Below are 25,420 nucleotides of genomic sequence, written 5' to 3'. Positions count from 1 at the left end.
GAGCTCATTTTTGAGTCAGTCGAGCTCTCCAATGACCCCTTCTGCAAATGCTACAACCTCACCAGAGCATAGCAGCTTCAAGACCACATCGATCAAAGGATAAAGGATAACGTCCTCCTCCAAAAACGGGACTTCATCTCTTATGCGGCGATAAGCGGCTCCGGTGCCCTTACCGGGTTTAAGTGGCGCACTGAAGTCCAAAGCCTGCGCTGCGACCAGAAATTCTATAGCCGCCACTTTTTGGGCATTCTCTACAATGGTCCTGGCCTTGCGGGCGGCATAGGCCCCCATAGAAACATGATCTTCTTGGTTGGCCGACGTCGGTATGGAATCGACAGAGGCGGGGTGTGCGAGGACCTTGTTCTCCGAAACCAATGCCGCACAGGTATATTGGGGGATCATGAGGCCGCTGTTCAGTCCGCTGTTTTTTATGAGGAAGCGCGGAAGCCCTGAAAGTTTATGGTCGACCAACCTGGCGACGCGCCTTTCGGAGATATCCGCAAGTTCGGCGACGGCAATCCCGAGAAAGTCCATGGCCAACGCGATGGGTTGGGCGTGAAAATTTCCGCCGCTTAAAACCTCGCCCTCGGCTGGGAATATGAGAGGATTATCTGTCACGGAGTTGATTTCGATCTCTATCTTTTGACGCACAAAATCCATCGCGTCGCGGCTGGCTCCGTGGACTTGAGGAATACAGCGCAACGAGTAGGCGTCCTGCACCCTTTTGTCTCTGTAGGCTTCGACGATTTCGCTCCCCTCGATTAGCCTTCGTATGTTGGATGCCACCAACTTCTGCCCTATGTGCGGGCGAAGCTCATGAATGCGGGGATCGAAGGCATCTGGCACGCCGTGAAGCGCTTCCAAAGAGAGTGCCGCCGCTACGTCCACGGCCTTGGCAAGCTCGAGGGCATCGTAAAGAGACAGGGCCGAAACGGCTGTCGTCATGGCAGTGCCGTTGTTTAAGGCCAAGCCCTCCTTAGGGCCGAGCCCGTCGAGGGGTTTAAGCCCAGCCTCTTTGAGAGCTCGAAGCGTGGGAACCCTCCTCCCTCGATAGAAGACCTCTCCCAGTCCAAGAAGGGTGATGGCCAGATGCGAAAGCGGGCAAAGGTCGCCGCTCGAACCGACGGAGCCCTGCGACGGAATTACGGGGTGAATCCCTTCGTTGAGATAGGCGACCATTTGATCTAATGTCTTCAGCCTGATGCCCGAATAACCTCTCGTGAGAGTGTTGATGCGAAGCAGCATTGCAGCCCTGACGATCTCCTCGGGAAACGGTTCTCCCACTCCGCAGGAATGGCTTTTCAGGAGGTTTTCTTGGAGTTTTTCGCTCAGTTCGGGAGAGATAGACGTAGACGCCAGGTCGCCGAAGCCGGTGGTGATGCCGTAAATCGTTTCTCCAGCGTCAGCCCACTTCTCCACCATAGACGAGCCTCTCGGCACGAAGGCTCTGGCAGAGGGATCCAGGGCAACGCCGTAGCCATTTCTGGCTACGCGCACGATATCCTCGATGGTGAGGGAATGCCCATTGAGCCATATAATATGCATAGCCACCGCCCCCTGAAGGAAGCTGTTATGCCCTTTCATAATATAATACCATAAAATCAAGGGCAGTGCATGACACGAGCATTTAAAAATAGCACAAAGGATGAGAGTAAAAGAGCTGTAGATCTTCGGACATAAGATATAATGGTTTTAAACGATTGAAAGACATGTGTCGTCTGGACTACCAGCGTGCAGAAGGGAGAGAAGAGAATATGAGAAGGCCGGTTTTGAAGATATTTATGGAAAAGCCAGAGATCTATTCCTGCTGCCTCCCGATCGACTACAGAGAGATGGAGGAGATGGAGACGTTCCACCTCTTGGGGGAGAGAGAAAAGGTAGGGTCGCTTTTGAGAAGAATCAAGAGGGAATACGGAGACAAGATAGAGGTAGAACTTATAGACCCTCGAAATGTCCTCTATTTCTTCGAAATATTTAAATACAAGATCAGAGCAAAGGAGATAGCGTGGGTGCTGGATAACAAGGCAATCTTCCGAGGCATCCCTTCATGGGATGAGCTAAGGGCTGCCTTAGATCAGGCCATCGCCGTTGTTTCGTCCGTCTAACTCACGTTCGCGATAATTTCAGCCCCTTTACAAGATATCTATGTATATGGGAAATGACAAAAAAGCGCTCGAAGAATTGGCTCAGGAAGTGAGGAACTGCCATCGCTGCATTTTGAGCGAGCGTCGTTTTTGTGCGGTGCCAGGGGAAGGCAACGACCGCGCTTTCCTTATGATAGTGGGGCAAGCTCCTGGCGAAGGCGAGGACATGGTAGGCCGTCCCTTCATCGGACCATCGGGCCACCTTTTGCGTTATTTTATGGAAGCAGCGGGTCTCTCGTTTGGCGATACATACCGTACAAACCTTTTGAAGTGCATGATCCCTCGCTACAGCCGCCCCAAATGGAGTTCTGTTTGCGCCTGTCTTCCCTTCCTCGAACGAGAAATAGCGCTCATATCTCCGAGGGTGATCCTAACATTGGGGAAGTTTCCCGCGAAAGTGATCTTCAAATTGCACGGCCTGCCGGTTCCGCCGGAAAATCGCGCCATACCGGCTCTTTTCGGCAAGCCTTACGAGGCACAGGGTAAGGTCATATTCCCAATGCCTCACCCGGCCTCGATCATATACAATCACTCACTCCTCCCCGATACCATGGAAGGCTTTCGCGCCCTCGGGCGTTTCCTACAAGAAAACCTCACGGAGTAACCTGTGCGGGTTCTTTCATATACAACCGCACTACGCGGCTCTCTCCCTGGCTATGAACCGTAAGGAGGATCGAAGGTTTCCCCAGCCCGTCTTCTGCCAGAAACCTCGCCGCATCGATCGCGAGGTCCGCTAAGGGCACACCGTCTACTTCCGTCACCAAATCTCCGGCTTTTAGACCTGCCTCATCCGCCGGACTTCCTTGCGCCACAGAAGATATAACATAACCGCCTGCATCGGAACCTCCCAAAAAGATCCCCGTCTTCGGCAGTTGGGGTTCGCTCCTGTCGAAACGATCTTTTACCGAATCCAGGATAGGCTTGAGGTAAGTTGGGTTGCGATATGTACGCCCCAATATGCCAGGATCAAAAAAGACGATGCTCCTCGGCATACTTTCAGCCACGATCACCTCTGTGCCATCTCTAACGCTGCTGATACGATAAACTACGTCATAGCGAGAGAGGCCGTATTTTTTTGTAAAGAGGAGCACTTCTTCCTCCTCTCGGTCAAGAGCAAAGTCGTGCTTCTCCATTGCTTCTTTTATGACCGTACGCACATCATCAGGCGAGCCATTCCTTATGACCACCTTGTAAGCTTTGTCTCCCTTGGCGAGTTCTACTAACAACCCCGCTACCCTGGTTGACCACCCCACATCAGCCCAGGCAGCCGTAGAAAACAAACACCCCATCAGCGCCACAACGAGCAGTCTGGCTGCTTTCCAAACCAAAGCCATCTCTACCTCCGATATTAACTCACCGGCACGAGTCCAGCCTCCGCTGTGGTTTTTTCTGTTGTCTTCTCTTCTTCCTTCTCAATCTTGAATTGCCTCACGAGTTCCTGAAGCTTTCCGGCCAGATCTGCGAGCTCAGAGGAGCCTTCGGCGATATGCCTGGATGCCTGGGCAACCTCTTCGATGCTCCTGTGAACACTGTCTACGGCGCTGGCGACGTCCTGAGTCCGTTCTGCCATGTTTTGAACGGTGCTGGCTATCTCCTCGCTCGAGGCAGCCTGTTCTTCGGCCAGCGCAGCCATGTCTTGAGCAGCGGCAGTGATGGATCTCAGCGCCTCCATAATCCGGCTTATTGCAGTTTCAGCCTCTTGAGCTTGAGCTTTGGCGCCATCGGCCATCCGTGCGTTCTCCTTAGTGACGTCGACGACTTCGCCAAGGTCTGCCACTATCGTTTGAGCGAGATCGGCGATCTTCAGGGCAGCCTCATTGCTCGCCTCGGCAAGTTTTCTCACCTCTTCCGCTACCACGGCAAAACCCCTGCCGTGTTCGCCGGCACGAGCTGCTTCTATGGCAGCGTTCAGGGCGAGCAAGTTAGTTTGATCCGCTATAGAACCTATAACATCCACAAACGATTGAATCTGCTTGGCCCTCTCAGCGAGTTCACTCACAACATTCGAGGCCTTGAGTGCTCCGTCTGCCACATTTACAGAGGCAGCGACGGCGTTCTGAACAGCCCTTATTCCATCCTCCCCTGCCCCTCGAGCCCTCTCTACTTCCTCGGTCACTTCTTGACTCCTCTGGGCAGCCGACTGAGCCCCAGCGGCCACCTCCTCCACAGAGGCATTTATCTCCTCCACCCCAGCGGCCAAGTTTTCCACCTGAGCGGCCATAGCCTCCGCGCTCGATTTGACCTCTTGAAGGTTGGCGCTCGTCTCCTCGCTCGAGGCCGAGAAGTTTTCAGCCGACTCCGCCACTCTCAGGCTAACGCCGGAGACCTCCTTCAGAGCTTCGGAGAAGCGCTCGAGGAGATGATCGAGAGAGCGGCTCACGTCGCCCGTCTCATCCCTGCTTTTGGAATTGCCTCTAACTGTGAGATCCAACTCTTCCGCTATGTTTTGGACGCTTGTTACGAGTTTTTTCAAAGGTTTAGTTATGGAGCTGGCCACCAAGAATCCAAGGACCAGCGCGACGGCGGCGGCGATGGCCATAGCGATGGTAGAAGTCTTTATCGCCTCGTTCAGGCGAGAGGTTGCGTTGTTGGAGATCGTATCGAGGCCGATCTGAGAGAAGGAAAATATCTCGCCCAGTCTCTGCGATAGGGCGTTGGTGGAGAGGTAAATGCCACCAATTTTTTTCGAAACCTCTTCCCTCGGCGCTTCGTTGCGGAAAAGCTCAATTACTTCTTTGACGCCGGCACTCCATTCGGCGAATGTTTTAGCCGTTTCATCCCATCTCGCCTTATTGCCCTCGATCACGGTGATCTCTTCGTAGCCACTTATAGCCCTTTCGAGGTTCTGCAGCATCGACTCCATGATGAGCGCCTGGCCCGACCATATCACCTCCGGGCTGTTAAAAGTGCTGTACATGGAGGTCAACAGACCAGAAGCGCCGACATTGACCTCAGCAGCCTTGCTTATTTCCATTCCCCCGCCATAAAGCTCTTCAATGGCTTTCCCTTGCCCTTTCAAGGCAGTTATAAGATACCACCCCGTGGCCGCGTTGATGGCCACAAGCAACAGCACCAAAAGGAATAACCTGCTTCTGAGCCTGAGCGATCCAAAAAAAGACACCATGTTTACCCCCTTCGCATCGATCTTTAAAGCATAAGCGCTTCATTCATCCGATCTCGAAAGCCACCGCTTTATCGTTGATATTATCACAAATCCCAGCGAGGGGCATGCCCGCTCTATTTCCACGCAGGCAGCAGCACGTGTGCAGCTGTGAACGCAAAAATAAGCGGATGGGATCTCCTGAATCTTGGCCCATCCGCTACGCTGAACACCGTGATTAAAAACTTACAAACTACCTAACCCAGGAACCCTTCGTTTCTCTCAATCAGCTCGACTAAAGCATCGTAGTCTATAAGCTCGATATCGAGTTGTTCTTCCTCATAACCCCTGGCAAGGAAGTCGTCCTTTATGGCGTAGACCGGACATTTTGCGTCTTTCAAGGCATCACAGGCAGCCCAATAGACGCCGTTTTGGACGAGTACCGCACAATCTCCCTCCCTTGCACTCGAAAGCTTTACCCCTTCCGCCGGATGATCTGGGCCGTATTTTATCAAAATAAGAGCCATAGCCTTCACCTCACATGAATATCACGTAATCGTGTTGACGGAAGAGCTCGGGGAGTTCGTCTTTTCTGATAATCTGGGCCGAAAACCCCTCATCCACATCCCTCACGCCGTAAGTATCGAGATCTTCCCCGACGGCATATACGGGCGTGCCGTAACGCTTGACATAGCGCTGCACCATCTTCACCGAAAGCAAGCCCAATTTCTCTGGCTTACACTCGCGAGCCAACGCGACTACGCCCTCACTCATGAGCAGGATCGATGGCTCCACATCCTCGCCATACATGCCGAAAGCCGTGCGAAACGCCTCGTTGACCCATATAGAGCCCACGGGGGACTGATAAACCACAAAGAGCACCTTCTTGGACATCGTCTGTCACCTCATGCAGGAAAGCTCAAGAACCTGTCGCTTTCGGCGATCAGCTTGGCCAGCTCAGGCAACCCGCTGGGGCGCGCCCCCTCTATAATCGCCTCTTCCGTAAGCCCCCTATACTCCATACAAAGCCCGCAAATGTCAACCCTCAAGCCCTTCTCCTTTATGAGCTCCTCTAACTTTTTCGGAATATTCCTGTCAATTCTGATCGGCTTGACGCGCGAGTTGGCAGCATTTACTGCGTCGGCAAAGAGGAATATCGCCACCTCATGTCCCTTGTTGAGGGCTGCCTCGGCGATCTTTATCGCGCTGTCCATATCTTGGTAAGAGTAGGGCGGAGTCATTACCTGTATGGCTATCTTCATAGCTTCAAGCCTCCCGTCGAGTTATTCCCGCCCGTATAGGAACCAGGCAAGCGTCCAGTTTCCCAACACAAAAAACACCGAAGCAACTATAGAAGAAATCGCGAGCACCGGCACGCCGGTGAAGAAGTGACCGATGTTTCACCCGCCAGCTATGGTGGCACCGAAACCCATGACGATGCCACCGCCCATGACTTGCACGTATGTGATGGGGTTTCTCGGCATCCTGAGCTTAAATTCCTTCGCCATAACGGCGGATATCGCAGCGCCCACCACGATGCCGAAGACACTCAACCCATCCCAGCTGAAGGGTTTACCCGAAAGCCAGACGCTCCATATGTTAGACCATCCTCCCGTGATACCCATCCCGTAGTTTCTTCCGACCAGTTCACTGAAATACCAGGCAAAAGCCCCTACGGCGCCCAACAGCACGGCGGCCATTTTTAACCCTATTTTCGACTCCCTCTCGCTGGTCTGCGTGCCGAAGACATACCAGAGGATCAGGCCCACGCATATGACCACAACGATCCACGGGTTGACGCCAAAGACGGAGGGCAGCGTTTGCCCGGCTTTCTGCAGATACAGCCTTGAAAATCCTTCTCCTGTGGCTTGATCAAAATACTGAAATGGCGCAACGCCGAACCCTTGGAACCATTTCCATACGCCGCTGAATACCCCACCGTTCCTCATGGCATAAGCCGTCCCGCCGTAAAAGATGGCGGCGAACCACGCGGTTGTAAGACCTTCTCCGGCTCTATAGGTCACGCCGCTGGCACATCCTCCTGCCAAAACCATGCCAAGGCCAAAGATATACGCACCGACTATGTTCGCAACCCAGTTGAGGCCAGAAGGCGCAAGCGCGATCAAGCCCATCTGGGCCAGCAAATGCACTAAGACCATCTGGACGGCCACGGCGAGCAAGGCCATTTTTAGAAGGTAGTTATCTTTGAATAGCAACACATCCCTGAAGGCCGAATTGAAACACATCCTGCTCCTCTGTAAGAGCGCCCCGAATATCAGGCCAATCAAAAAACCGCTGAAGATCATGTTTTTACCCTCCCTCTCGCTCATCGCGAATGGCGCCGCATCTCGCCACGGCGCCATTCGCAATCTCTATTGCTTTTTAACCTTCACGTAGATCTCCCAGTCGCTTCCGCCGTTCTTTCTAACTTCTAAAACCTCGCTCCCCAGCTTCTTCACGCTCTCAGGGATTCTCTCCACCGAAAGCGGGTAATCGACGAGCACCTTGAGGATCTCGCCTTCTTTTGCGCCCTTTATGGCCCTCTTCGTCTCCACGTCCGGCACAGGACACACTTCGCCTCTCACATCGATGACCCTCGACACCTCGTAATCTGCCATTTCTCATCCCTCCGTGTAAGTTTACAATTTATAATCGATTCAAATATCTTTCCTCGAATAATGATACCCTCCATAACTGCTTTTACATCTAAAATTTCACTCTTTCATAATCGCCTCTCACGATTCATACTTTAAAATCCTCAAATAGTATATTATGTTAGGTATAGCTAATCTCAGTAATTTTAGCATTATATATGTTATCATCATTCGAACACACCATAATCGCTTGATTGTTAATTTAACCTTGATCTCTCAATTTGTCAAGGGTGAGACAAATTATTGTACGCAAAATCCATCAAAATCATGCGAAAAACATAATAGATTGCAGCTAATTAAGTTGAAATGTGTCCTTGTAGCAATTAGCCTTACAGATAATACCGGGTATTTTCTTAATTCTCATAATTCACGTCGTAGTATTGATGATCAAAGTAGTAATTAAGCAAATGGGTCATGCGCTATGGCCAAGACGAAATTACGTCGTCTTACAGCGGAGAACCCTATCTTGACGTTTCTAAGATAATATGATAAGTAAAAAGCATAGTTGTCGTGATCCTATGACTCTTTTAAAAACGGGAGGGGTAACGGATGTTTTCTACAGCAGCGTTGCTTTCCTTAGTGGCTCTCGCGATCGTCATCATCATAAGCTGCTTCAGGGAGGAATGGAATCCGGGCCTTTTGGGAATTTTTTTCGCTCTCTTGGTGGGAACAATCTGGGGAGGTTTAAGCGGAAGCAAAGTCTTGGGGTTTTGGCCTACCTCGCTATTCATGACGCTCTTCGGCGTCACATTTCTCTTCGGTATGGCCCAAGAGAACGGCACGCTGGATAAGCTCACCATCAGCGCCGTGCGCCTGGCCAAGGGAAACACTGCACTCATTCCGCTCATAATCTTTCTGATCGTGTTGGTTCTAACCACAATCGGCCCCGGCAATATCGCCACCGTAGCCCTGATAGCCCCTTTTGCCATGGCCATCGCAGGGCGAATAGGCATGAAGGCTTTTCTGATGACGCTTTTAGTGGTAGGGACGGCTAACGCTGCCGCCTTTTCTCCCTTCGCTCCCACGGGAATTGTGTCTATGGAGATCGTATCGAAAATGGCAGGTGACTTAGGTATAGAGGTAGGGAGAATAGTTCCCATAGAATGGAAGGTCTACTGGAATTCTTTGGTAGCCCAATGTATTACCAACATCGCTGGCTTTTTGCTTTTGGGTGGTTTAGCCTGGATGCGGAAAGCGCGCGGGACACTAAACATCGACGAGATCGCCCCTAAACCGGAACCCTTCGACGACAAGCAGCGGATTACTGTGGCGATCATGGCGGCTTACGTGATTTTGATCCTTTTGCCGCTGCTGCCGGGAGCTTCACAAGTGCTCCCCAAATGGGCGATACGCCTATTCTCCAATGTAGGGTCTGTAGCCTTCTTGTTGTCGGGTATCTTGATGCTCTGTGGCGCCGCAAACGTAAGGAAGTCCATCGCTCGCGTGCCGTGGTTCGTCCTGACACTTGTCTGCGGCGTCACGGTGCTCGTCGAAGTCATGGACAAAACAGGAGGTCTAAACGTGCTGGTCGAGCTCATAGGCTCCATATCCACACCGTTGACCCTTCACTTCTGGGTGGCGCTGATAGCCGGCATCATCTCGGCCTACTCGAGCTCTTCTGGCGTGGTAATGCCCATGTTCTTACCTCTCGTGCCTGGGTTGATGCGAAGCCTCGGCATCATGGGCACGCCAGGGCAGGTGGCATACGCTGTCGCTTTGATCTCCACTGTGAACGTTGGCGCGCACATGGTGGATATGTCGCCCCTTTCGACTCTCGGGGCTCTCTGCATAGCTTGCGCACCGGAACATGAGGACAAATCCAAACTGTTCCGACATCTTTTGATCTGGGGGCTTTCCATGTCTGTAGTGGGCGGTTTTGTATGCATGCTCTTCTTCGGCATCTTGGGCCTATAAAGAAGAGCCGCTGACTCGATGGACAAGCCGTCTCATGAAGGAACCGATGCGGCTTGTCCATCGCAGATTTCTTGCGGCATCCCTTATTTGCGGGCAACTCACCTCGCCTAAACAGTGAGTCGCTGTCAAGATAATTCTACTGCGTTATGCCTTTCATGACTTGAACGGGCTCCGCTGCCGCAAAATCGGCTTCGGTGCAAGCCCTTATATCGTCCACCGTAACGCCGGGAGCCACTTCCTCCAAGACCATCTTCCCATCGTAGAAACGAAAGAGAGCGAGCTCTGTTACGACCACATCTACGACGTTCACGGCCGTAAGAGGGAGCGTGCACTTTTTTACGAGCTTAGGACGACCATCCTTTGTCGTATGAGTCGTGGCTATAATTACTCTTTTGGCGCCCACAACCAAATCCATAGCGCCACCCATACCGGCCACGAGGCCACCCGGCACCATCCAGTTAGCCAAATTTCCTTCGGAATCCACCTGCAAGGCTCCCAAGACGGTGGCGTCTAAATGCCCTCCTCGAATGATGCCAAAACTCAAGTCGCTGGCTATGCATGACCCGCCAGGCGCGATGGAAAGGCATCTACCCCCTGCGCCTATGAAGCGCAGATCTTCTACGTCCGGCTTGGGACCGGCCCCCACAGCACCGTTTTCCGTCTGCAGGATGACCCTGACCCCCTCCGGGATATAATCTGAAACCAGTGCAGGAATGCCTATGCCCAGATTCACGACATCGCCATCGCTGAACTCCAGGGCAACCCTTTTGGCGATGCGATGCTTTTTCTCCTCTTCGCTAAGTGCGGGCAGCATAGTAGGAGTCCCCCTTTACCACTAAGATGTCAACGAAGATGCCGGGCGTCACCACATCGTTGGGATCGATGCATCCCACGTCCACTACGGCATCCACCTCGGCCACGACGACGTCAGCTGCCGTGGCCATTATAGGATTGAAATTTCTGTTGGTGCCGAAATACGTGAGATTGCCCATTCGATCGGCATAATGGGCTCGGATAAGGGCAAAATCCGCCTTTAACGGGAGCTCCAGGATGAATTTCTTGCCACCCACCTCCACAACTTGATGCCCCTCCTCCGCCACGGTGCCCACTCCCGTAGGAGTTAGAAAGCCGCCCAGGCCGAAACCGCCGGCCCTGATCCGCTCCACAAGCGTCCCCTGGGGCACCAGTTCCAATTCGAGTTTGTCCTCGTTGTAAAGGCGACTTGTAGCCTTATTTAACCCTACATGGGAGGCGATCACCTTCTTAGCTTGTCCTCCAGATATGAGTTTGCCATGCCCTACGTCTTCATAGGCGGTGTCGTTGGATATAAGAGTGAGGCCCTTTACCCCCTTCTCCACAAGGGCATCGATCAATGTGTAAGGAATGCCTCCATAGTTAAAACCTCCGACCATAATGCTGCTTCCGTCTTTGATGCCGCTAACCGCTTCCTTGGCCGAGGTTACCGGTTTTATCACTTTCGTAGGCACGCCAATACCAACCTCCTCGATCTATTTTTTTTAAAGCGCTGTCTGCTTCATGCGCCCACACGTACCGCTTCTGAGGCGGCCTCAAGGGCACCTTTCAGGCGAGAAGCTATTTCGCGCACTTCACCTTCTTTAACTGTTAGAGGAGGAGCCACCATGAAGTTGTCGCCGTCCACGCCGTCAGCCATGCCTCCACCGGGATAGACCACGAGGCCGCGCCTCATGCACTCACGCGTTACGACGCCAGAAGTCTTGAGCTTTCTGGGGAATGGACGCTTGGTAGCTTTATCGGCCACGAGCTCCACCCCCCACATGAGCCCTTTGCCTCTCGCCTCACCCACGATAGGAATCTCTTCCAGTTCTTTTAAGAGTGACCCCAAAAGTTCTCCCTGGACGCGTGCATTTTTCACGAGGTTGTGAGCCTTTATGTATTTGATCACAGCCTCGACGGCAGCGCCGCTCACTGGATTGCCGCAATAAGTGTGCGCCATGGGAAATGCGCCGCTTCCCTTCTTTATTACTTCCGCTACGGCATCTTTTACGATGACCCCGCCGGTGGGAACATAGCCTGCCGCCATCCCCTTGGCGCAGGCGATGATATCCGGGATCACGCTCCAGTGATCCACGGCGAAGTTCTCCCCCGTCCTGCCGAAACCAGTCATCACCTCGTCTGCTATCAACAATACGTCGTAGCGATCACAGATTTCCCTCACCATGGGCCAATATTCGTCAGGCGGAGGGAGCGCCCCCACAGTCGAACCCACAATTGGCTCAGCTAAAAACGCCGCTATATATTGAGGGCCTATGCGTTTGATCGCCTCTTCGAGCTTTTTCGCGCAAGCGCAGCCACATGACGGATAGGCGAGAGAAAAAGGGCAACGATAGCAATAGTGGGTCTCAATTTTTGGATGCTCCATGAACATGGGGACAAAGGCCCTGCGCCTTGGGATATTGCCCCCTACTGCCACGGCCCCCATGGTGCTTCCGTGATACGAGTTCCACCTGCCTATGATGAGGTGCTTCTGCGACCCCCCTCCGTCTCGCTCAAGATAAAAGCTCCGAGCGAGCCTCACTGCCGATTCCACGGCCTCGCTCCCGCCGGAGACGAACCAGACGTAACTCATCCCCATGGGGGCAAGGCTTGCTACCTGGGCGGCAGCTCGCTCTATGGCCTCGTTGCTCCAGCGGGAGGTGTGGGCAAATTCCAAGCGACGCAATTGTTCACATACCGCCTCGACCACTTCCGGCACGCAGTGCCCCACATTTGATATGAGGGCACCGCTGCAACCGTCGATATATTCCTTGCCTTGATCGTCGTAGATGTAAATGCCGCTCGCCTTAACCGCCATAGGCAAATCCTGAGTGAAATCCCTCGGAAAGACGTGACATTTTTCGCTCATAACAAAATACACCCCCCTTTTTACCCCAATTCCCTTACCCGACGGAGTCCATCGCCCACACTATAGATAGATTTGCCTTTCTTGCCACATCCGTTCGAGTTCTTCTAAGCGCTCTTCCGCGCAATCCTTGCATTTCCCCACTACACCGAGGATAAGAGCGTTTAAGACGCTCATCGGGGCAGAAAACGAATCTATGAAAGAGATGGGCTTAGATGGAATGGCGAGGACGATTTGAGCGCAGGCAGCCAAGGGACTGACCAAAGAATCGGTTATGGCTGCCGTGGAAAGCCCTTTCACCCTTGCAGCCTCTAAGGCCTCGACGGTAAGGCGCGTATAGCGGGGAAAGCTCATCCCAACAAAGAGCGTTTCGGGCGTTCCCTGCGCTATCCTCTCCCAGATGTTCTCCCTTCCCAAAAGCTGCACGTGAGGCAAAAACCAAGACAGGTAAAACCACAGATAGTAGGCGAGGGAATGAGCGCTCCGTAAGCCCAGAATGTAAGTCTCTTTAGCCTGAACTATGGCATAAGATAGTGCCTCAAGCGCTCCTTCGTCCACCGATAAGAGGGCCCCGGAGAGATTGCCCATGTCCTCTCTAAGCGCTCGTCGCAGAAGAGAAGAGTCCACTGAAGTTTCATCATAACGATGCAGGCGCTCGAGCGTAGAAAGTTGATCTTTAACCTGGCCGGCGATAGCTGTCCTCATCTCGGGAAAACCTGGATAACCCAAGGCCATCGCCAAGCGGATGACCGTGGATTCGCTCACACCCACCCTGAAGCCTATCTGAGCGGCGGTGAGGAAGGCTGCCTCCTGTGGATTTTGCGCTATGAAGCGCGCCACCTCAGCTTGACCTGGAGGGAGGGTGCTCAACCTCTCTCGAATAAGCCTTTGGATCACGCGACCCCACCTTTCTGCAGCATAACTTGCATCTATTTTTAATTTATGCAGCAAATTATGCAACTACATCATAGCGACCTCGCCTTCGTCTGTCAATACTCGTGAACCGACATAAACAGTGGACGGAAGGCCTTGCGACCTCCCGTCCACTTCGCGAAAGACTGTTAAGTTAAACCCGCCTCAAACCTCTCAGATTATCGAATAGAGCCATTCAAGAAATAAGCGGACACCGAAGCCCGTAGCCCCTTTGGCATAATATCCGAACGGCTCCTTGTAATTGTCCACACCGGCAACGTCGAGGTGCGCCCAGGGTATGCCCTCCTCCACGAACTCCTGAAGGAACATGGCCGCCGTGATGGCACCGCCAGGACGTCCCCCTACATTTGCCACATCGGCTATGGGGGAATCGATACGCTTCCGCAGCCGCTCATCATCGAGCGGAAGACGCCACACCCTCTCGCCGCTTCGAGATGACGCCGAAAGGAGGTCTCTTGCAAAGTCCTCGTCGTTTGAAAAGAGGCCAGCCATGTAGCCTCCCAATGCGATTATGCAAGCCCCGGTCAGTGTAGCCATATCTATGATGTAATCTGGCTTAAGCTTCGAAGCATAAGACAGGACATCGGCCATGGTGACGCGCCCTTCGGCATCGGTGCTCCCTATTTCTATGGTCTTGCCATTATATGCTTTAATCACGTCATCTGGCCTGTAGGCATCTCCGCTGGGCATATTCTCAGCGAGCCCTATAAGGCCGTGGACTTCCACAGGAGGGCGCAGGTGGGCAATCGTGCGCATGGCGGCCAAAACGTTACAGGCGCCCATCTTGTCTCCTTTCATCCCCCTCATGTGTTCATCTGGCTTTATGTTCAAACCGCCGCTGTCGAAAGTGATCCCCTTGCCGACGAAAGCTACCCGCTTCGCCGACCTTTCCGCCGGACGATACACCAGATGAACGAACTTGGGAGGAATAGCGGATCCCTTGCCGACTGCCAAAAGGGCGTTCATGCCCATCCCTTGTAGGTGGCTCTCGTCGTATACGGTGCATTCGAGCCCTACTTCCTTTGCCACCTTCTGAGCTTCACCCGAGAAGGTAAGCGGGTTGATTACGTTGGCCGGCTCGTTAGCCAAGTCTCTGGCGTAGTTTTGACCGCAGGCGAAAAGCGCACCCCTGTTCAATGCCTCCTCGTCTCCGCCTGCTACCATAACTTGCTTTATCTTAGTCTCGGGTTCATCTTTCTTAGATCTATAGCGGTCAAAGCTGTAGCTTCCAAGCAGCGCTCCCTCGGTGAGGGCTTGAGAGACCGAGGCATCCGGCGCGGTTGGCGTTGCAAGAGCCAAAGAAGCTGCCCCTGATTTAGCTGCCTCCTTTACGACCAAAGCTGCGCCCGTACGAAAGGCATCGGGCGTGGCTTTTTCCCTCTTCCCCAAGCCGGCTAAAATTACGCGCTTGATACGCCCGTCAGGGAATGTGGCCTTGATAAAGCTTTCCTTATTTCCGGTGAACCGCTCAAGCTCAGCCCTGGAGCGTACCTCAGATGCCAGATCCCCCAGACAATTGATACCGTCGAGATCACCCTCGAACAGCAAAAGCCCCAGCGATTCCCCCTCGAAACCGGATAGATCGTGGGGCATAGACTCTACGCGCATTACATCCACCTCCAAAGCTATATTAAAAAGCCTACGACGAACATGATCCGTTCCAAAGATTATACTACTGCCGCCTTCTGTGCCCTATTCATGGCGTCAAAAATACCGGCGCTTGCGCACACTGCACTTTTATATTGGCTCACAAGTTAACTGGCATTGTTAACTTTACGATAACGATAGCGCCCTCTTTTTCACCGCGTAGTCACATTATGCCCTATCTTTAGACAGATATGGAAGTTTACGCGAAAAGGTGTATAATTACTTGACAGCACTTGAGATCTTAAAAAAATAGGGGGGTTAAATATGATCGATCAGATGAGACAAAGAAGGAGAAGGAGCTCCATAGAGGAAGTAATCCAGAAAACCCAGCAAAAGCTGGAGAAAACAAAACAACGCTTTTTGAAGAAGCACAGCGACGAGATCGCAGACATATTCGTCAAATTAACTGAAATGGCCGGGGTAGATGCCTTTGAGTTTTTGAACGCTCACTTCAAAATGCAACCAATAGAAAGAGAGGGGCATCTGAAGGAGCTCCTCAAAAAACTATCCCAAATCCCAGAGTCCAACTCGCAGTAGGATTTGGTTTACCCTAAACCATTCGGAACAAAAGCATGCGCTCTTCCCTCCGAATGGTTTAGGGTAAAAACGCAACTTATCGAGTTTTAGCTAAAATGTTCTGTGGCTTCTATTGCGCTTCCTTTAATTTCCTCGCTCTGCTTGCTTTTAGCGCCTTCAACTCTTCGGCCGATATCATCTGCGTCTTCAATAACGTTATTCGTCTACCTTTAGTCTTTGATCTTTTTTAGTCATCTCTGAAAGACGCAGTCGCCTCTACGACGGGCACACGTACAGAAGAGCCACGGTTTACGTATAATAGTCGAGTAAGCCTCGTTTGCGCAGCGAGAAGCATGCACGATTTTCATCCTTTAGGCGGAGGGGGTAGCCTTGTTAAATAAAGAAGAGCGTGAAGAGATACGAAGGCGCCACGAATCTGCCACCCCTGGCCCTTGGCAGTTCTCAGGGCGTGCAGTTTCCATGAAATCGAAAAGTCCCTTGAATTTTTTTGTCTGCGAGGTGATTGGGGACTATGGCCGCCGAAAAGGGAACGTGATCCAACAGCGAGAGGCAGACGGCCGCTTCATTGCAGCAGCCAAAGACGATATACCAAAGCTGCTCTCGTCTTTAGAGAAAACGGAGGCTGAGGTGGACCGCCTTTCACGAGAAAACGCACACCTCCGTCACCAATTGGAGGAAATAAGGGCGGAGATAGAAAAGCTGTTAAAGCATAACTGCGCAGTTGTAAATAATACTCCTTTGCCACAGAGGTGCGCTCACGATAAGGGAAGTAGCAAAGAGGTGACTCGCGCGGCGGTTAAAGAAGTCGTCCAGAGAGATATCGCCCCCGAAAATTATCCCTCGGACAATAGCCCGAGGGACGATAAAACCTCTTTCCAGCTGTTCAAGAAACTGATCCGTTGGAAGGCCGGTGCTAATCCGAGCCCTCGCTGATGTTACCTAAGGTTTTCTCCGCCTGCACCCTCGCATCCTCAGAGAATTGTTGCGCCTTTACGGAGGCGGCGCTGATTGCCTTCATAAAGGCCGTGCGTATGCGGCTTTCTTCTAATTCGTAGATTCCCTCTATCGTCACGCCGCCCGGCGTGACGACGAGGTCCCTCAGTTCGGCCGGATGCCTCCCAGAGGCGAGCAGGAGGTGCGAGGCACCGATGGCTGTATGGGCAGCAGCCTGCAACGCCAAGTCGCGAGGCAAACCCATCCTCAAAGCTCCATAAATCATGGACTCCACTACGGTATATATATACGCTGGGCCAGAGCCGGACATGGCGGTCAAGACGTCGAGAAATTGCTCGTCCACAGCCCTCGCCTCGCCTAGGTTTGCAAATATCGCCTCGGCTAAGGCTATGTCCTTTTGTAGGACCTCACCGCCGTAGGCATACACTGTGTAACCCTTACGCACAATCGCTGCTATATTGGTCATGGCTCTTATGAAGCGCGAGCGCGGTGCGACGCGCCTCATAATGTCTAAAGATATGGCTGCAGCGAAGGATATGACGAGTTTGTCCTCTACCGCCGAGGTTATCTCCTGTAGAACGGGAACCACCTGCTTCGGTTTTACAGCGACCACCACCACATCTGCCCATGTGGCCGCCGCAATGTTATCCTGCGTCGTTTCGATGCCCTTTTTCTTGATCTCCTCGAGCTTCTCCTTGCTGCGCCTCGTAGCCATTACTTGACAATAAGGAGCCAGGGCATCGGCAATGGCTCCTCCTATAATGCCCGCTCCGATCACCGCTATTTTGTAGTCCTTCAAATTATCCAACGTCGCTCCCTCCCGGTAGCTAAAGGTCTATATCAAGATCTGCGCTTAAGTGCCATCAGATACACGTATGCAACCCTAATTTCTTGAAACCTTTTTGAGGCCAATTGAACGAACTCCTCGTCCAACCCCAAAGTTTTAACCCTGTCGGGGTGATATTTGAGGACCAGGCTCTTATACGCACGCCTTATTTCATCCTCAGTGGCTCCCGGCTGGCAACCCAAAACGGAGTAAGGATCACGCAAGGCGCCAAACTTCTGTGGCGGCAACGCTCTTCGCAGACGCAAACCTCTCAGATTCTGCAAGCGAGAAGCGGTACCATTGACAACGCAGGCCACCGCTGAAAGCAGCAAAAAGGGAAGTATAAAACCGGTTATTTTGAGGATTATAGCCATAGGGATTCGCCGCAGGACTACTTGGACTCAAGGAGTTCTACGTAAGTACCCCTTTGCTCGTGACTGAACGATAACTTCCCCTCCCTGGCCAGCCAACCTATGGCCGCATCGACCAACCGCTTGGAAACCCTTAAATTTTTATAGAGGGCATTGATAGAGCTTCGCCCATTCTCTTCCAAATAATCCCATACCAATCCAGCCGTCTTTCCTATCTCTTCTGTGTCGACCCTATCCATCCCCTTCGCCCCCCTTGCGCCCTTTAAGGTTCTATTACCACCCTTGTCCCGATGCTTATGCGACTCTTCAAAAACTCTAAATCCTCGTTTTTCATCCTAATGCACCCCTCTGTGACGTCCTTCCCCAGAAAAGATTCGTCGTGGGTGCCATGAATTCCTATACCCTGCCATCCGGTCTTTAACCGTATAAACCACGGTCCATAAGCTCCTTCCACAGGGCCGTCTCCGAAGTCGTATTTCCAGTAGCTCGAATTTTGAATCTGCTCGACGACAAACTCTCCCTCGGGCGTTCTGCGATCGCCGGCTCTCTGTTTATCTCCGGGATTTTCGCCCACCGCGACGATAGAGGTCTTAATTATCTTGTCACCCTCATATAAATAAAGTGTATGGGAACTCTTTACCACTTTCACCCACACCTCTCCGCCCTTAGCAGGAGCGGTCGCCGCAATGGAAGCAACTGAGACGTCCTTTTCTTTTTGACCGCCGCCGGCGGTAGCGCTCTCGGAAGTCCAAAGGGTTTTAATGCCCCAAAACGAAAGGCCCGCTAAAAGAAACAACACCGGCAATAACCACAGTCGCCTACGGCGGACACGGTTTTCCGAAAAACGTTTAAACGAAGACCTCACCTGTTAAAACCCCCAGCTTCAAATTTTAACGCCAAGTTTTTTAATCATAACACAACACGCCTTTGTCTGCTTACCAACGACGAAATCTTGCCCTGCGCCGCAAGAATATTATCATTGCCCATTTTGCAAGGTCAAGAACGCACTTATACTTCATTACAAGGAAAACGAAATGAGGGCTGTTTATAGGCAGGTAAAGCGCATATACGCTCCCCCGCGTTGAGCTTCAAAAAGGCAAGTGTTAATTCCGACTGGGTTTGTAAAAAGTGGTGCCGGGGGCGGGACTCGAACCCGCACGATGGCAACCACCGGTGGATTTTGAGTCCACTGCGTCTACCTGTTCCGCCACCCCGGCACACAAGACTGGGGAATCTAACGCAGTAAGTATATCACAAGACTCCCACACATAGGCAATAGGCTTTGCGAGATCAAAGTGCGTTCGCCTGCATTCCCCGCGTTTATCCATTTCGCACCCTCAAGCGAGGGCGAGGTCATCGCAGTACTTTCTCCAGGAACTCGACCGCCCTGGGATGAGTCGGCGAAGAAAAGAATGCCTCCGGCGCACCTTCTTCCAGGATCATCCCCTTATCCATAAAGACAACCCTATCGGCGACTTCCCTGGCAAAACCCATCTCGTGAGAAACGATGATCATCGTCATACCGCCCTTCGCCAATGACTTCATCGCATCCAAGACCTCTTTTATCATCTCAGGATCCAGCGCTGAAGTGGGTTCGTCAAAGAGCATCACTTTGGGGTCCATCGCCAAGGCCCTGGCTATTGCCACGCGTTGCCTTTGGCCGCCGGAGAGCTGCGCCGGAAATGAGCCGACCTTATCGGAGAGGCCCAAAGCCGAAAGGAGCTGAACCCCTTTCGCCTCGGCATCCTCTTTCTTCATCCTCTTGACGACGATGGGGGCCAATGTCACATTTTGCAGCGCTGTGAGATGAGGATATAGCTCGAAATGTTGAAACACGAAGCCGATCTTTTGTCTCAACAGATTGATGTTCGTCCTTTTATCGTGGACAGGCACGCCGTCGACCCAAACCTGGCCCGAATCCACCGTCTCCAGGCCATTTACAACCCTAAGCATGGTGCTCTTGCCGGCGCCACTCGGCCCTAACACCACCACGACCTCTCCACTCTTCACCTCCAAGTTGACGCTTTTAAGCACTTGGAGATGGCCGAAGCTCTTAAAAACCCTTTCGAGCTTAATCAACTATCTTAAACCTTCTTTCCAAGTACCTCACTGCGCGAGATAACGTGAATGTGAGAGAAAAATAGAGCAATGCCGTTACAGTCCAGATCTCAAACGATCGAAATGTGGCAATTATCACATTCCGCGCTTGAAGGGTTAGATCCACCACAGAGATCACAGACACCAGGGATGAGTCTTTTATGAGAGATATGAATTGCCCCGCCAACGGCGGCAGGATCCTCCTGAAGGCCTGCGGCAGGATCACGAACCTCATGGCCTGCAAATATGTCATGCCCGTGGAGCGAGCAGCCTCCATTTGACCCCTCGAGATCGACTCTATGCCGCTCCTCACAATCTCGGCCACAAAGGCCCCTGAAAATATGCCGAGGCCCGAGACGGCAGCTATAAAGGGCGGCATGTTCACAAAATAGCCTATTCCAAAATAGATGTAAAAAAGGAGGACGAGGAGGGGGATCCCCCTCACGACCTCAACATACACGGCTGCGGGAATGGCTATTAGCGGGTTTTTGGATATGCGACACAATCCAACGGTTATCCCTATCGCTAACCCGACTACTGTAGAGATGGCCGATAGCCTCAGCGTCAGCAACACGCCATAGAGCAGAACGTCGAGATAGTCTATTGCCACTCCCCAGTCAAGCTCGCTCACGGAAATCCCCTCTCTGACTTTTACGCACTAATATGCAAAGTTTATTTCGCTTCCATCTCTTGTATCCAGCTCATATCTTCAAACCATTTCTTGACCATCGTTTGATGCTTTAGGCCTCCTACAAAAGAATACAAGAAGGAATTTATCCACTGAAGTGAGGCGAAGTCGTTCTTGGGCACCGCTATGCCGAGGTTTTCTACAGAGATAAGGTCGTAAACTCCATAGGTGGTATCGGGATGTTGCGCCACGTATACTCTCACGCCAGGTTCATCATAGACGACCGCGTCGATTCTGCCGGAGGACGCGGCAAGCGAGGCATCGGGGAACGTATCGAAATCTCTAACCTGGGCCTTCTCGAAGATCTGTTTGGCCAGAATCGCCCCTGTGGTGCCCAATGACACGCCTATGATCTTACCCGGCTGATCGAGATCGCGCCACGACTTGACGTCGGGGTTTTTCTTCGACACCAAAAGCGTCTGCCCAGTAGAATAGTAAGGGTTGCTGAAAGAGACGACGAGAGCCCTCTTGGGCGTTATGGTCATGCCGGCCATTACGATGTCTATCTTGCCGGTCTGAAGGGCGGGGATCAGTCCGTCGAAGCCGTATCTCTGTATCGACAGCTTGACCCCCAAGGCATCTGCCATCTCCTTAGCGACATCGACATCGTATCCTACGATATTTCCCTTTTTGTCGATCATCTCGAAGGGGAAATACCCGGGAGCCGTGCCCAAAACCAACTCCTTCTTGTCCAAGACCCTGTCGACCATCCATGGTTTCTCAGCGGCAAAGACAGCGTGAGAAAAAGCCATAACCGCCAAAACCGTCACCAAGCACAAGACCTTTTTCACGTCACACCTCTCCTTTACGTTAAACTTAACGCCTATATGGAATCACGCCTCAAAAAGGCCGTCATGCAATGTATAGCGCCCCACCCTTTCATGATCTCCGATACGTCCACGGTGATCACCTTTATGCCTGCTTCCTCCATTGCAGCCTGAGTGCGCTGGTTTCCGGCCGGCATAACGACCACTCCGGGCTCCAAGGCCACGAAGTTTACCCCAAAGTTCTGCTTAACCTCGAGGACGGATTGAGCCTCTATTATCTGAAAATCCAACTCTTTCAATGCTGCCACCACGTCGTACGGCACCTGCCACGGAAATACGACTGCCTTTTTACGATCCGCCAAGTTCATCAGGCCATCGACATGGGCATGCCCATAGGGGATCTGGAACTTTATGATATTTTCAACGCCCATATTCCTCAACTCGTACTCCACCTGGGCTGCTCCCGAGGCATTGCAACGTACACCAGTGCCCAAGATCGCCGTTTTGCTATCGATCCACAGACAGCAGGCACCTTCAAAGATGCCATCACCGTTTATGGTCCTCACAATCGGAACGCCTAACTCGCTCAAGGCCTTAGCGGCCCATCGCTCTTCTCCCCTGCGGGCCGCCATGGCCGGTCTTCCCAGTATGGCACCTTCGGGGGTCATGAATACGATATCCCTCAGGTACAGCGAGTTAGGCTTGTCCAAAGCCGCTTCTCTTGCGTAATAAACCTCAACGCCGTGATCTCTATACACCTTTGCCAAGGCATCCTGTTGTGCCCTGGCAAGTTCCGGGTCCATTAACGCCTTCCACCTGTAGGGCTCAGGGCTTGATAGTCTTTCTATCTCCTCTCCCGGTCTTCTCATAAGAACAGCCCTGAGCTTTCCCACCTCGGAATCTACCCCCCAATCACCCCACAGCTTGGGCATATCCTCTCTGAAAGTAGACTCTTCGGGGAACCACCTCTCGCCGCGAGCCAAAAGCTCTTCCAAGACGCACACCTCCTGGGATCATCAGCAAATAGTTTAGGTTTAAACGAAGACTGGGCTTCTTCAAAGGCAAGTTCGCCCTCATTGAACGGCCGCTAAAATATCTCCATCCCACCGATATTACACAGTTTGCCGCACCCACCTGCATCGCCCAAGCATTAAGGCTTTGCGCCTTCCTGCGGCGCTTCGGATCCCAAATCCGAAGAGGCGACATCGTCAGATACAACATTGTCCTGGGACATTTCGGGCTGATCGTTGCTTGCCGCTTCAAAAAGCTCAGGCTCCAAGAGCTTCACTTCGGCCCTCTTTACAAGCTCCTCTAAAAACTCCTGTTGGCGCTGTTGCGCTTTCTGAGAATAAAGGAACCTTTCTACGTCTCCGCTGACCACATCGAAGGATATCACCTCTTCGGGCTTCTCCTCCATCACTAAAAATAGGGCGTAATCTCCGCTCGCAATCTCCTCGGGTCCGAGGATTTCTCCTTTGTTTAGCTCCTGGATGCCGAACTGCTGTTTCAGCGATTCTTCATTCAAAAATACAGGGTTCTCATAAGGCGTGTGGGATATTACATCGTTAGAGTGCAGCTCCATGAGCTCCTTCCAAGAAGAGGCATCTGGTTTATCGGAGAGATCTTCCTTAACTATCTCCGCCACGTGAGGTTCTTTAAAGCGGGCCACATTGATCAGATATCCTTTGGGCCTCTTAAACAAAGACTCTTTCATGGCGTCGTAGTATTCTCTCGTCTCCTCCTCGGACACGGAGACTCCCTCCGACGCCTGCTGAAGAAGCTTGCGCTGGGCAATCTGCCTGGCAATTTCTTTTCTCAAGACCTCCATAGTGATGCCGTTGTTCTTCAAGTAATCCTCGAAAGACTCCTTGGTCGGAAACTGCTGGCTTATATACGCGATTGCGGCGTCTATCTCTTCCTGGGTCACCTGAATCGAACGGGCCTGGACCTCCTTCTCGAGTTCGCCTTCTACGATTATGCTATCGAGAACACTCCGTCGAAGCGAGGGAAGGTCCGACGGGCTTATGTCTTTTAAGCCATAGTGCTCCACGTAAGAACGAACCGCACTGTCTATCTGCGAAAGCATGACTTTTTTGCCGTTCACCTCGGCTACGACGCGATCGCCTTGTGCCACATTTCTTCCTCCGCTACCCCGGTGTACATAGACAGCGAATATGGAGATGACGAAAACCACCGCCACCACCAGCATGATCCATTTCACCTGGGTCCTGAGCATTCTCATAACCAAACCTACCGTCTCCTTTCGTTGACCGTCCCAATGAGGACGTCCATTAATGATACGCGATTTCCCTTCTTTTGAGGGTGTCAAAAATCGTCATCTGCTCTATAATGAAAGCATATTCAGACGCATTGACATATCCGCAATTTTACCTCCAGGAGGGGCTTTTATGAACTGGCGCTCGCTACTTCACGCCATGCGATTTGTGCGGGTCTTAATCACGCTCGGTCCTCCCCTCGCACGTCTTTACAAGGCCGACCGCCTGCCGAGACAAAGGATACTCACAGACGAAGAGGCACAAAGCCTCAAGGAAGTTTTAGAGGCGTTAGGGCCTACGTTCATAAAGCTCGGGCAAATGCTCAGCTGCCATGTGGACTTGCTGCCTCCCGAAGTCTTGCAGGCCCTCTCTGAGCTGCTCGACGAGGTCAAACCCGCTCCGTTCTCGCAAGTCAAGACAATTATAGACGAAGAATTGGGAGAGGCGGCTGAAGCCATAGTAGACTACGACAAAGAGCCCATCGGCTCTGCAAGCATAGCACAGGTATACCGCGGCCTGTTGGCCGACGGCCGAACTGTGGCCATAAAGGTTAGACGTCCCGGCTTGGAGGCTCAAGTTGCAAGAGACCTCCGGATTATGCGCCACTTGTCCAAGTGGTTACCGAGCCCATCGAGGCTCCCCTTCACGCTGGAAGACCTCGTCGCCGAACTCGCTTTGCAGATGCAGCACGAGATGGATTTCCTGCGAGAAGCGTCATCCATGGCGCGATTCCGCGCAAAAGTGGCCGAAGGTTCAGGCATCATCGTCCCCCAACCGATAAATCAACTGTGCAGTAAGAGGGTCCTCACCATGACCTACCACCAAGGGGTTCGCCTGGACAAAGCGATACCGTCTCTTTCTATGCTCGCCAAAAGAGAGATGGCCAGCAAGCTCGTCCAGATATATTCGATCCAGTTCATAGAGGCGGGCATGGTTCATGCTGACCCTCATGCCGGTAACTTGTTAGTTAACGAAGATGGACAACTTATAGTCCTTGACTTTGGTGCAATGGTCTTTGTGCCGGAAGTCATGCGACGCAAATTTTTGAGACTCCTCGAAGCGGTGCTTCATGCAGACGCAGAGAGGGCTCACCGCGTGTTTCTATCCTTAGGGTTCCTGCCTCCTTCGCACGAGGCCACAGCTCTTCAAAGCCAAATGTATGACATGCTCGAAGATTATTTGAGTCGGCCTGTGGGGAGGGTTTCCCTTTCGGAGATCTTCGAGGCCTTAACCACCCTCTCCGCACAGCACGGCTTCAAGATACCGCGCCCTTTTCTCTACCTCGTGAGAGCACTTTCCACGCTTGAGGGGCACCTTATGGCCTTAGACCCCACCTCGTCCAGCGAGGATGTCCTTAAAAAAGCGCTGGACGAGGTGACGACCTGGCAGATGACTCATCCTTTTGAGGCTGCGATGGATGTTATCAGGGAGCAGGCCGAGAGGGTGAGGTCGTTTTGGCTCGCCCAAGATATTCAACCTCCGCCCGAAAAAGAAGGTCGCCTCAACAAAGGCAGGCTCTTTTTGGGCGTTTGCCTGGTCGCCATGACGCCGTGGCTGGCAAGTCCCCAGGTTTCAGCGCTGCCATGGGCGATAGCGGGTTTTCTCTTAGCTCTTATGCTTTTGTTTTGACC

General features: G+C 52.4%; 28 protein-coding genes and 1 tRNA gene. 6 read left to right on the top strand and 23 right to left on the bottom strand.

The genetic code is table 11. The features are described 5' to 3' along the window. Positions 1-15: 15 nt before the first annotated feature. Positions 16-1,545, bottom strand: a complete 1,530-nt coding sequence (gene hutH, locus EZM41_RS05130; protein WP_198470061.1) for a histidine ammonia-lyase — start codon at positions 1,543-1,545, stop codon at positions 16-18. 209 nt (positions 1,546-1,754) lie between these two features. On the opposite strand from hutH, the gene EZM41_RS05125 reads away from it, so the two are divergent. Together EZM41_RS05125 and EZM41_RS05120 are read left to right on the top strand one after the other, a co-directional pair. Further along, positions 1,755-2,105 carry a hypothetical protein gene (locus EZM41_RS05125; protein WP_198470060.1) on the top strand — a complete coding sequence of 117 codons (351 nt, stop codon included), beginning with the start codon at positions 1,755-1,757 and terminating at the stop codon, positions 2,103-2,105. A 46-nt stretch (positions 2,106-2,151) separates the two neighbouring features. Then, complete coding sequence (locus tag EZM41_RS05120) at positions 2,152-2,748, top strand: uracil-DNA glycosylase (protein ID WP_198470059.1); 597 nt, start codon at positions 2,152-2,154, stop codon at positions 2,746-2,748. Here the strand turns inward: EZM41_RS05120 and EZM41_RS05115 are convergent. The 7 genes from EZM41_RS05115 to EZM41_RS05085 form a co-directional block, all read right to left on the bottom strand. Next, positions 2,738-3,478 (bottom strand): PDZ domain-containing protein, encoded by a 741-nt coding sequence (locus EZM41_RS05115; protein ID WP_198470058.1) that lies wholly within the window; start codon positions 3,476-3,478, stop codon positions 2,738-2,740. The genes EZM41_RS05120 and EZM41_RS05115 overlap by 11 nt on opposite strands. Before the next feature lie 14 nt (positions 3,479-3,492). Next, on the bottom strand, positions 3,493-5,265 hold the full coding sequence (locus EZM41_RS05110) for a methyl-accepting chemotaxis protein (protein ID WP_198470057.1): 1,773 nt from the start codon (positions 5,263-5,265) through the stop codon (positions 3,493-3,495). A gap of 236 nt (positions 5,266-5,501) precedes the next feature. Then, the gene (gene tusB, locus EZM41_RS05105) at positions 5,502-5,771 is read right to left on the bottom strand and encodes a sulfurtransferase complex subunit TusB (protein ID WP_198470056.1); all 270 of its coding nucleotides are present in this window, start codon (positions 5,769-5,771) and stop codon (positions 5,502-5,504) included. A gap of 10 nt (positions 5,772-5,781) precedes the next feature. After that, a complete protein-coding gene (locus EZM41_RS05100) occupies positions 5,782-6,138 on the bottom strand; it encodes a DsrE family protein (RefSeq protein ID WP_198470055.1) in 357 nt (118 codons plus the stop codon). Between the two features lie 11 nt (positions 6,139-6,149). Next, complete coding sequence (locus EZM41_RS05095) at positions 6,150-6,506, bottom strand: DsrE/DsrF/TusD sulfur relay family protein (protein ID WP_198470054.1); 357 nt, start codon at positions 6,504-6,506, stop codon at positions 6,150-6,152. 138 nt (positions 6,507-6,644) lie between these two features. Next, positions 6,645-7,550, bottom strand: coding sequence for a YeeE/YedE family protein (locus EZM41_RS05090; RefSeq protein WP_198470053.1), 906 nt, complete (start codon positions 7,548-7,550; stop codon positions 6,645-6,647). 66 nt (positions 7,551-7,616) lie between these two features. Continuing rightward, positions 7,617-7,862, bottom strand: a complete 246-nt coding sequence (locus EZM41_RS05085; protein WP_198470052.1) for a sulfurtransferase TusA family protein — start codon at positions 7,860-7,862, stop codon at positions 7,617-7,619. Positions 7,863-8,447: 585 nt separating this feature from the next. On the opposite strand from EZM41_RS05085, the gene EZM41_RS05080 reads away from it, so the two are divergent. Then, complete coding sequence (locus tag EZM41_RS05080) at positions 8,448-9,812, top strand: SLC13 family permease (protein WP_198470051.1); 1,365 nt, start codon at positions 8,448-8,450, stop codon at positions 9,810-9,812. Between the two features lie 136 nt (positions 9,813-9,948). Here the strand turns inward: EZM41_RS05080 and EZM41_RS05075 are convergent, their stop codons facing one another. The 5 genes from EZM41_RS05075 to EZM41_RS05055 all read right to left on the bottom strand — a co-directional run bounded on the left by EZM41_RS05075 (position 9,949) and on the right by EZM41_RS05055 (position 15,234). Beyond that, the gene (locus tag EZM41_RS05075) at positions 9,949-10,626 is read right to left on the bottom strand and encodes a 3-oxoacid CoA-transferase subunit B (protein ID WP_198470050.1); all 678 of its coding nucleotides are present in this window, start codon (positions 10,624-10,626) and stop codon (positions 9,949-9,951) included. After that, the gene (locus tag EZM41_RS05070; RefSeq protein WP_198470049.1) at positions 10,610-11,299 is read right to left on the bottom strand and encodes a 3-oxoacid CoA-transferase subunit A; all 690 of its coding nucleotides are present in this window, start codon (positions 11,297-11,299) and stop codon (positions 10,610-10,612) included. Before EZM41_RS05070 ends, EZM41_RS05075 begins: the two co-directional genes overlap by 17 nt. Positions 11,300-11,346: 47 nt before the next feature. Then, positions 11,347-12,696, bottom strand: coding sequence for an aspartate aminotransferase family protein (locus tag EZM41_RS05065; protein WP_198470048.1), 1,350 nt, complete (start codon positions 12,694-12,696; stop codon positions 11,347-11,349). Positions 12,697-12,756: 60 nt separating this feature from the next. After that, positions 12,757-13,590, bottom strand: coding sequence for an SIS domain-containing protein (locus EZM41_RS05060; RefSeq protein WP_198470047.1), 834 nt, complete (start codon positions 13,588-13,590; stop codon positions 12,757-12,759). A gap of 189 nt (positions 13,591-13,779) precedes the next feature. Further along, complete coding sequence (locus EZM41_RS05055) at positions 13,780-15,234, bottom strand: leucyl aminopeptidase (RefSeq protein WP_198470046.1); 1,455 nt, start codon at positions 15,232-15,234, stop codon at positions 13,780-13,782. A 303-nt stretch (positions 15,235-15,537) separates the two neighbouring features. Here EZM41_RS05055 and EZM41_RS05050 point away from each other — a divergent pair, with 303 nt between their 5' ends. Both EZM41_RS05050 and EZM41_RS05045 read left to right on the top strand, forming a co-directional pair. Continuing rightward, positions 15,538-15,810 carry a F0F1 ATP synthase subunit gamma gene (locus EZM41_RS05050; protein ID WP_198470045.1) on the top strand — a complete coding sequence of 91 codons (273 nt, stop codon included), beginning with the start codon at positions 15,538-15,540 and terminating at the stop codon, positions 15,808-15,810. Positions 15,811-16,179: 369 nt separating this feature from the next. Then, entirely contained in the window at positions 16,180-16,743 is a 564-nt protein-coding gene (locus EZM41_RS05045; protein ID WP_198470044.1) for a hypothetical protein, read from the top strand. On the opposite strand, the gene proC is transcribed toward EZM41_RS05045, so the two are convergent. The 10 genes from proC to EZM41_RS04995 all read right to left on the bottom strand — a co-directional run bounded on the left by proC (position 16,724) and on the right by EZM41_RS04995 (position 23,755). Then, positions 16,724-17,572, bottom strand: a complete 849-nt coding sequence (gene proC / locus EZM41_RS05040) for a pyrroline-5-carboxylate reductase (RefSeq protein ID WP_232619077.1) — start codon at positions 17,570-17,572, stop codon at positions 16,724-16,726. The two genes, EZM41_RS05045 and proC, sit on opposite strands and share 20 nt — an antisense overlap. A gap of 32 nt (positions 17,573-17,604) precedes the next feature. Further along, positions 17,605-17,964, bottom strand: a complete 360-nt coding sequence (locus tag EZM41_RS05035; RefSeq protein ID WP_198470043.1) for a J domain-containing protein — start codon at positions 17,962-17,964, stop codon at positions 17,605-17,607. Between the two features lie 17 nt (positions 17,965-17,981). After that, on the bottom strand, positions 17,982-18,200 hold the full coding sequence (locus EZM41_RS05030) for a winged helix-turn-helix domain-containing protein (protein WP_198470042.1): 219 nt from the start codon (positions 18,198-18,200) through the stop codon (positions 17,982-17,984). 23 nt (positions 18,201-18,223) lie between these two features. Then, positions 18,224-18,826: a L,D-transpeptidase gene (locus EZM41_RS05025; RefSeq protein WP_342449239.1), complete on the bottom strand. Its 603-nt coding sequence runs from the start codon at positions 18,824-18,826 to the stop codon at positions 18,224-18,226. A gap of 264 nt (positions 18,827-19,090) precedes the next feature. Next, positions 19,091-19,178: transfer RNA gene (locus EZM41_RS05020), tRNA-Leu, on the bottom strand. Positions 19,179-19,314: 136 nt separating this feature from the next. Next, entirely contained in the window at positions 19,315-20,040 is a 726-nt protein-coding gene (locus tag EZM41_RS05015; protein WP_198470041.1) for an amino acid ABC transporter ATP-binding protein, read from the bottom strand. After that, positions 20,033-20,689 carry an ABC transporter permease subunit gene (locus tag EZM41_RS05010; RefSeq protein WP_198470040.1) on the bottom strand — a complete coding sequence of 219 codons (657 nt, stop codon included), beginning with the start codon at positions 20,687-20,689 and terminating at the stop codon, positions 20,033-20,035. Before EZM41_RS05010 ends, EZM41_RS05015 begins: the two co-directional genes overlap by 8 nt. A 41-nt stretch (positions 20,690-20,730) precedes the next feature. Further along, positions 20,731-21,537 carry a transporter substrate-binding domain-containing protein gene (locus EZM41_RS05005; protein ID WP_198470039.1) on the bottom strand — a complete coding sequence of 269 codons (807 nt, stop codon included), beginning with the start codon at positions 21,535-21,537 and terminating at the stop codon, positions 20,731-20,733. Positions 21,538-21,569: 32 nt separating this feature from the next. Then, on the bottom strand, positions 21,570-22,517 hold the full coding sequence (locus EZM41_RS05000; RefSeq protein ID WP_342449238.1) for a dimethylarginine dimethylaminohydrolase family protein: 948 nt from the start codon (positions 22,515-22,517) through the stop codon (positions 21,570-21,572). Between the two features lie 146 nt (positions 22,518-22,663). Continuing rightward, the gene (locus EZM41_RS04995) at positions 22,664-23,755 is read right to left on the bottom strand and encodes a SurA N-terminal domain-containing protein (RefSeq protein ID WP_232619086.1); all 1,092 of its coding nucleotides are present in this window, start codon (positions 23,753-23,755) and stop codon (positions 22,664-22,666) included. Between the two features lie 166 nt (positions 23,756-23,921). Between EZM41_RS04995 and EZM41_RS04990 the strand changes: the two genes are divergently transcribed. Further along, entirely contained in the window at positions 23,922-25,418 is a 1,497-nt protein-coding gene (locus EZM41_RS04990) for an ABC1 kinase family protein (protein ID WP_198470036.1), read from the top strand. Positions 25,419-25,420 lie beyond the last annotated feature (2 nt).

The organism is Acetomicrobium sp. S15 = DSM 107314 (genome assembly GCF_016125955.1).
GTDB lineage: Bacteria > Synergistota > Synergistia > Synergistales > Thermosynergistaceae > Thermosynergistes > Thermosynergistes pyruvativorans.
Note: the sequence above shows the minus strand (reverse complement) of the source record. Positions and strands in the feature narration are given on the sequence as shown.

Excerpts from the sequence above, each read along its gene's own strand:
- EZM41_RS05095 (WP_198470054.1), bottom strand. The coding sequence starts at position 6,506 with ATGAAGATAGCCATACAGGTAATGACTCCGCCCTACTCTTACCAAGAT.
- EZM41_RS05115 (WP_198470058.1), bottom strand. The coding sequence starts at position 3,478 with ATGGCTTTGGTTTGGAAAGCAGCCAGACTGCTCGTTGTGGCGCTGATG.
- EZM41_RS05030 (WP_198470042.1), bottom strand. The coding sequence starts at position 18,200 with ATGGATAGGGTCGACACAGAAGAGATAGGAAAGACGGCTGGATTGGTA.
- EZM41_RS05120 (WP_198470059.1), top strand. The coding sequence starts at position 2,152 with ATGGGAAATGACAAAAAAGCGCTCGAAGAATTGGCTCAGGAAGTGAGG.
- hutH (WP_198470061.1), bottom strand. The coding sequence starts at position 1,545 with ATGCATATTATATGGCTCAATGGGCATTCCCTCACCATCGAGGATATC.
- EZM41_RS05085 (WP_198470052.1), bottom strand. The coding sequence starts at position 7,862 with ATGGCAGATTACGAGGTGTCGAGGGTCATCGATGTGAGAGGCGAAGTG.
- EZM41_RS05065 (WP_198470048.1), bottom strand. The coding sequence starts at position 12,696 with ATGAGCGAAAAATGTCACGTCTTTCCGAGGGATTTCACTCAGGATTTG.
- EZM41_RS05090 (WP_198470053.1), bottom strand. The coding sequence starts at position 7,550 with ATGATCTTCAGCGGTTTTTTGATTGGCCTGATATTCGGGGCGCTCTTA.
- EZM41_RS05050 (WP_198470045.1), top strand. The coding sequence starts at position 15,538 with ATGATCGATCAGATGAGACAAAGAAGGAGAAGGAGCTCCATAGAGGAA.
- EZM41_RS05125 (WP_198470060.1), top strand. The coding sequence starts at position 1,755 with ATGAGAAGGCCGGTTTTGAAGATATTTATGGAAAAGCCAGAGATCTAT.
- EZM41_RS05055 (WP_198470046.1), bottom strand. The coding sequence starts at position 15,234 with ATGCGCGTAGAGTCTATGCCCCACGATCTATCCGGTTTCGAGGGGGAA.
- EZM41_RS05035 (WP_198470043.1), bottom strand. The coding sequence starts at position 17,964 with ATGGCTATAATCCTCAAAATAACCGGTTTTATACTTCCCTTTTTGCTG.
- EZM41_RS04990 (WP_198470036.1), top strand. The coding sequence starts at position 23,922 with ATGAACTGGCGCTCGCTACTTCACGCCATGCGATTTGTGCGGGTCTTA.
- EZM41_RS05080 (WP_198470051.1), top strand. The coding sequence starts at position 8,448 with ATGTTTTCTACAGCAGCGTTGCTTTCCTTAGTGGCTCTCGCGATCGTC.
- EZM41_RS04995 (WP_232619086.1), bottom strand. The coding sequence starts at position 23,755 with ATGAGAATGCTCAGGACCCAGGTGAAATGGATCATGCTGGTGGTGGCG.
- EZM41_RS05075 (WP_198470050.1), bottom strand. The coding sequence starts at position 10,626 with ATGCTGCCCGCACTTAGCGAAGAGGAGAAAAAGCATCGCATCGCCAAA.
- tusB (WP_198470056.1), bottom strand. The coding sequence starts at position 5,771 with ATGGCTCTTATTTTGATAAAATACGGCCCAGATCATCCGGCGGAAGGG.
- EZM41_RS05100 (WP_198470055.1), bottom strand. The coding sequence starts at position 6,138 with ATGTCCAAGAAGGTGCTCTTTGTGGTTTATCAGTCCCCCGTGGGCTCT.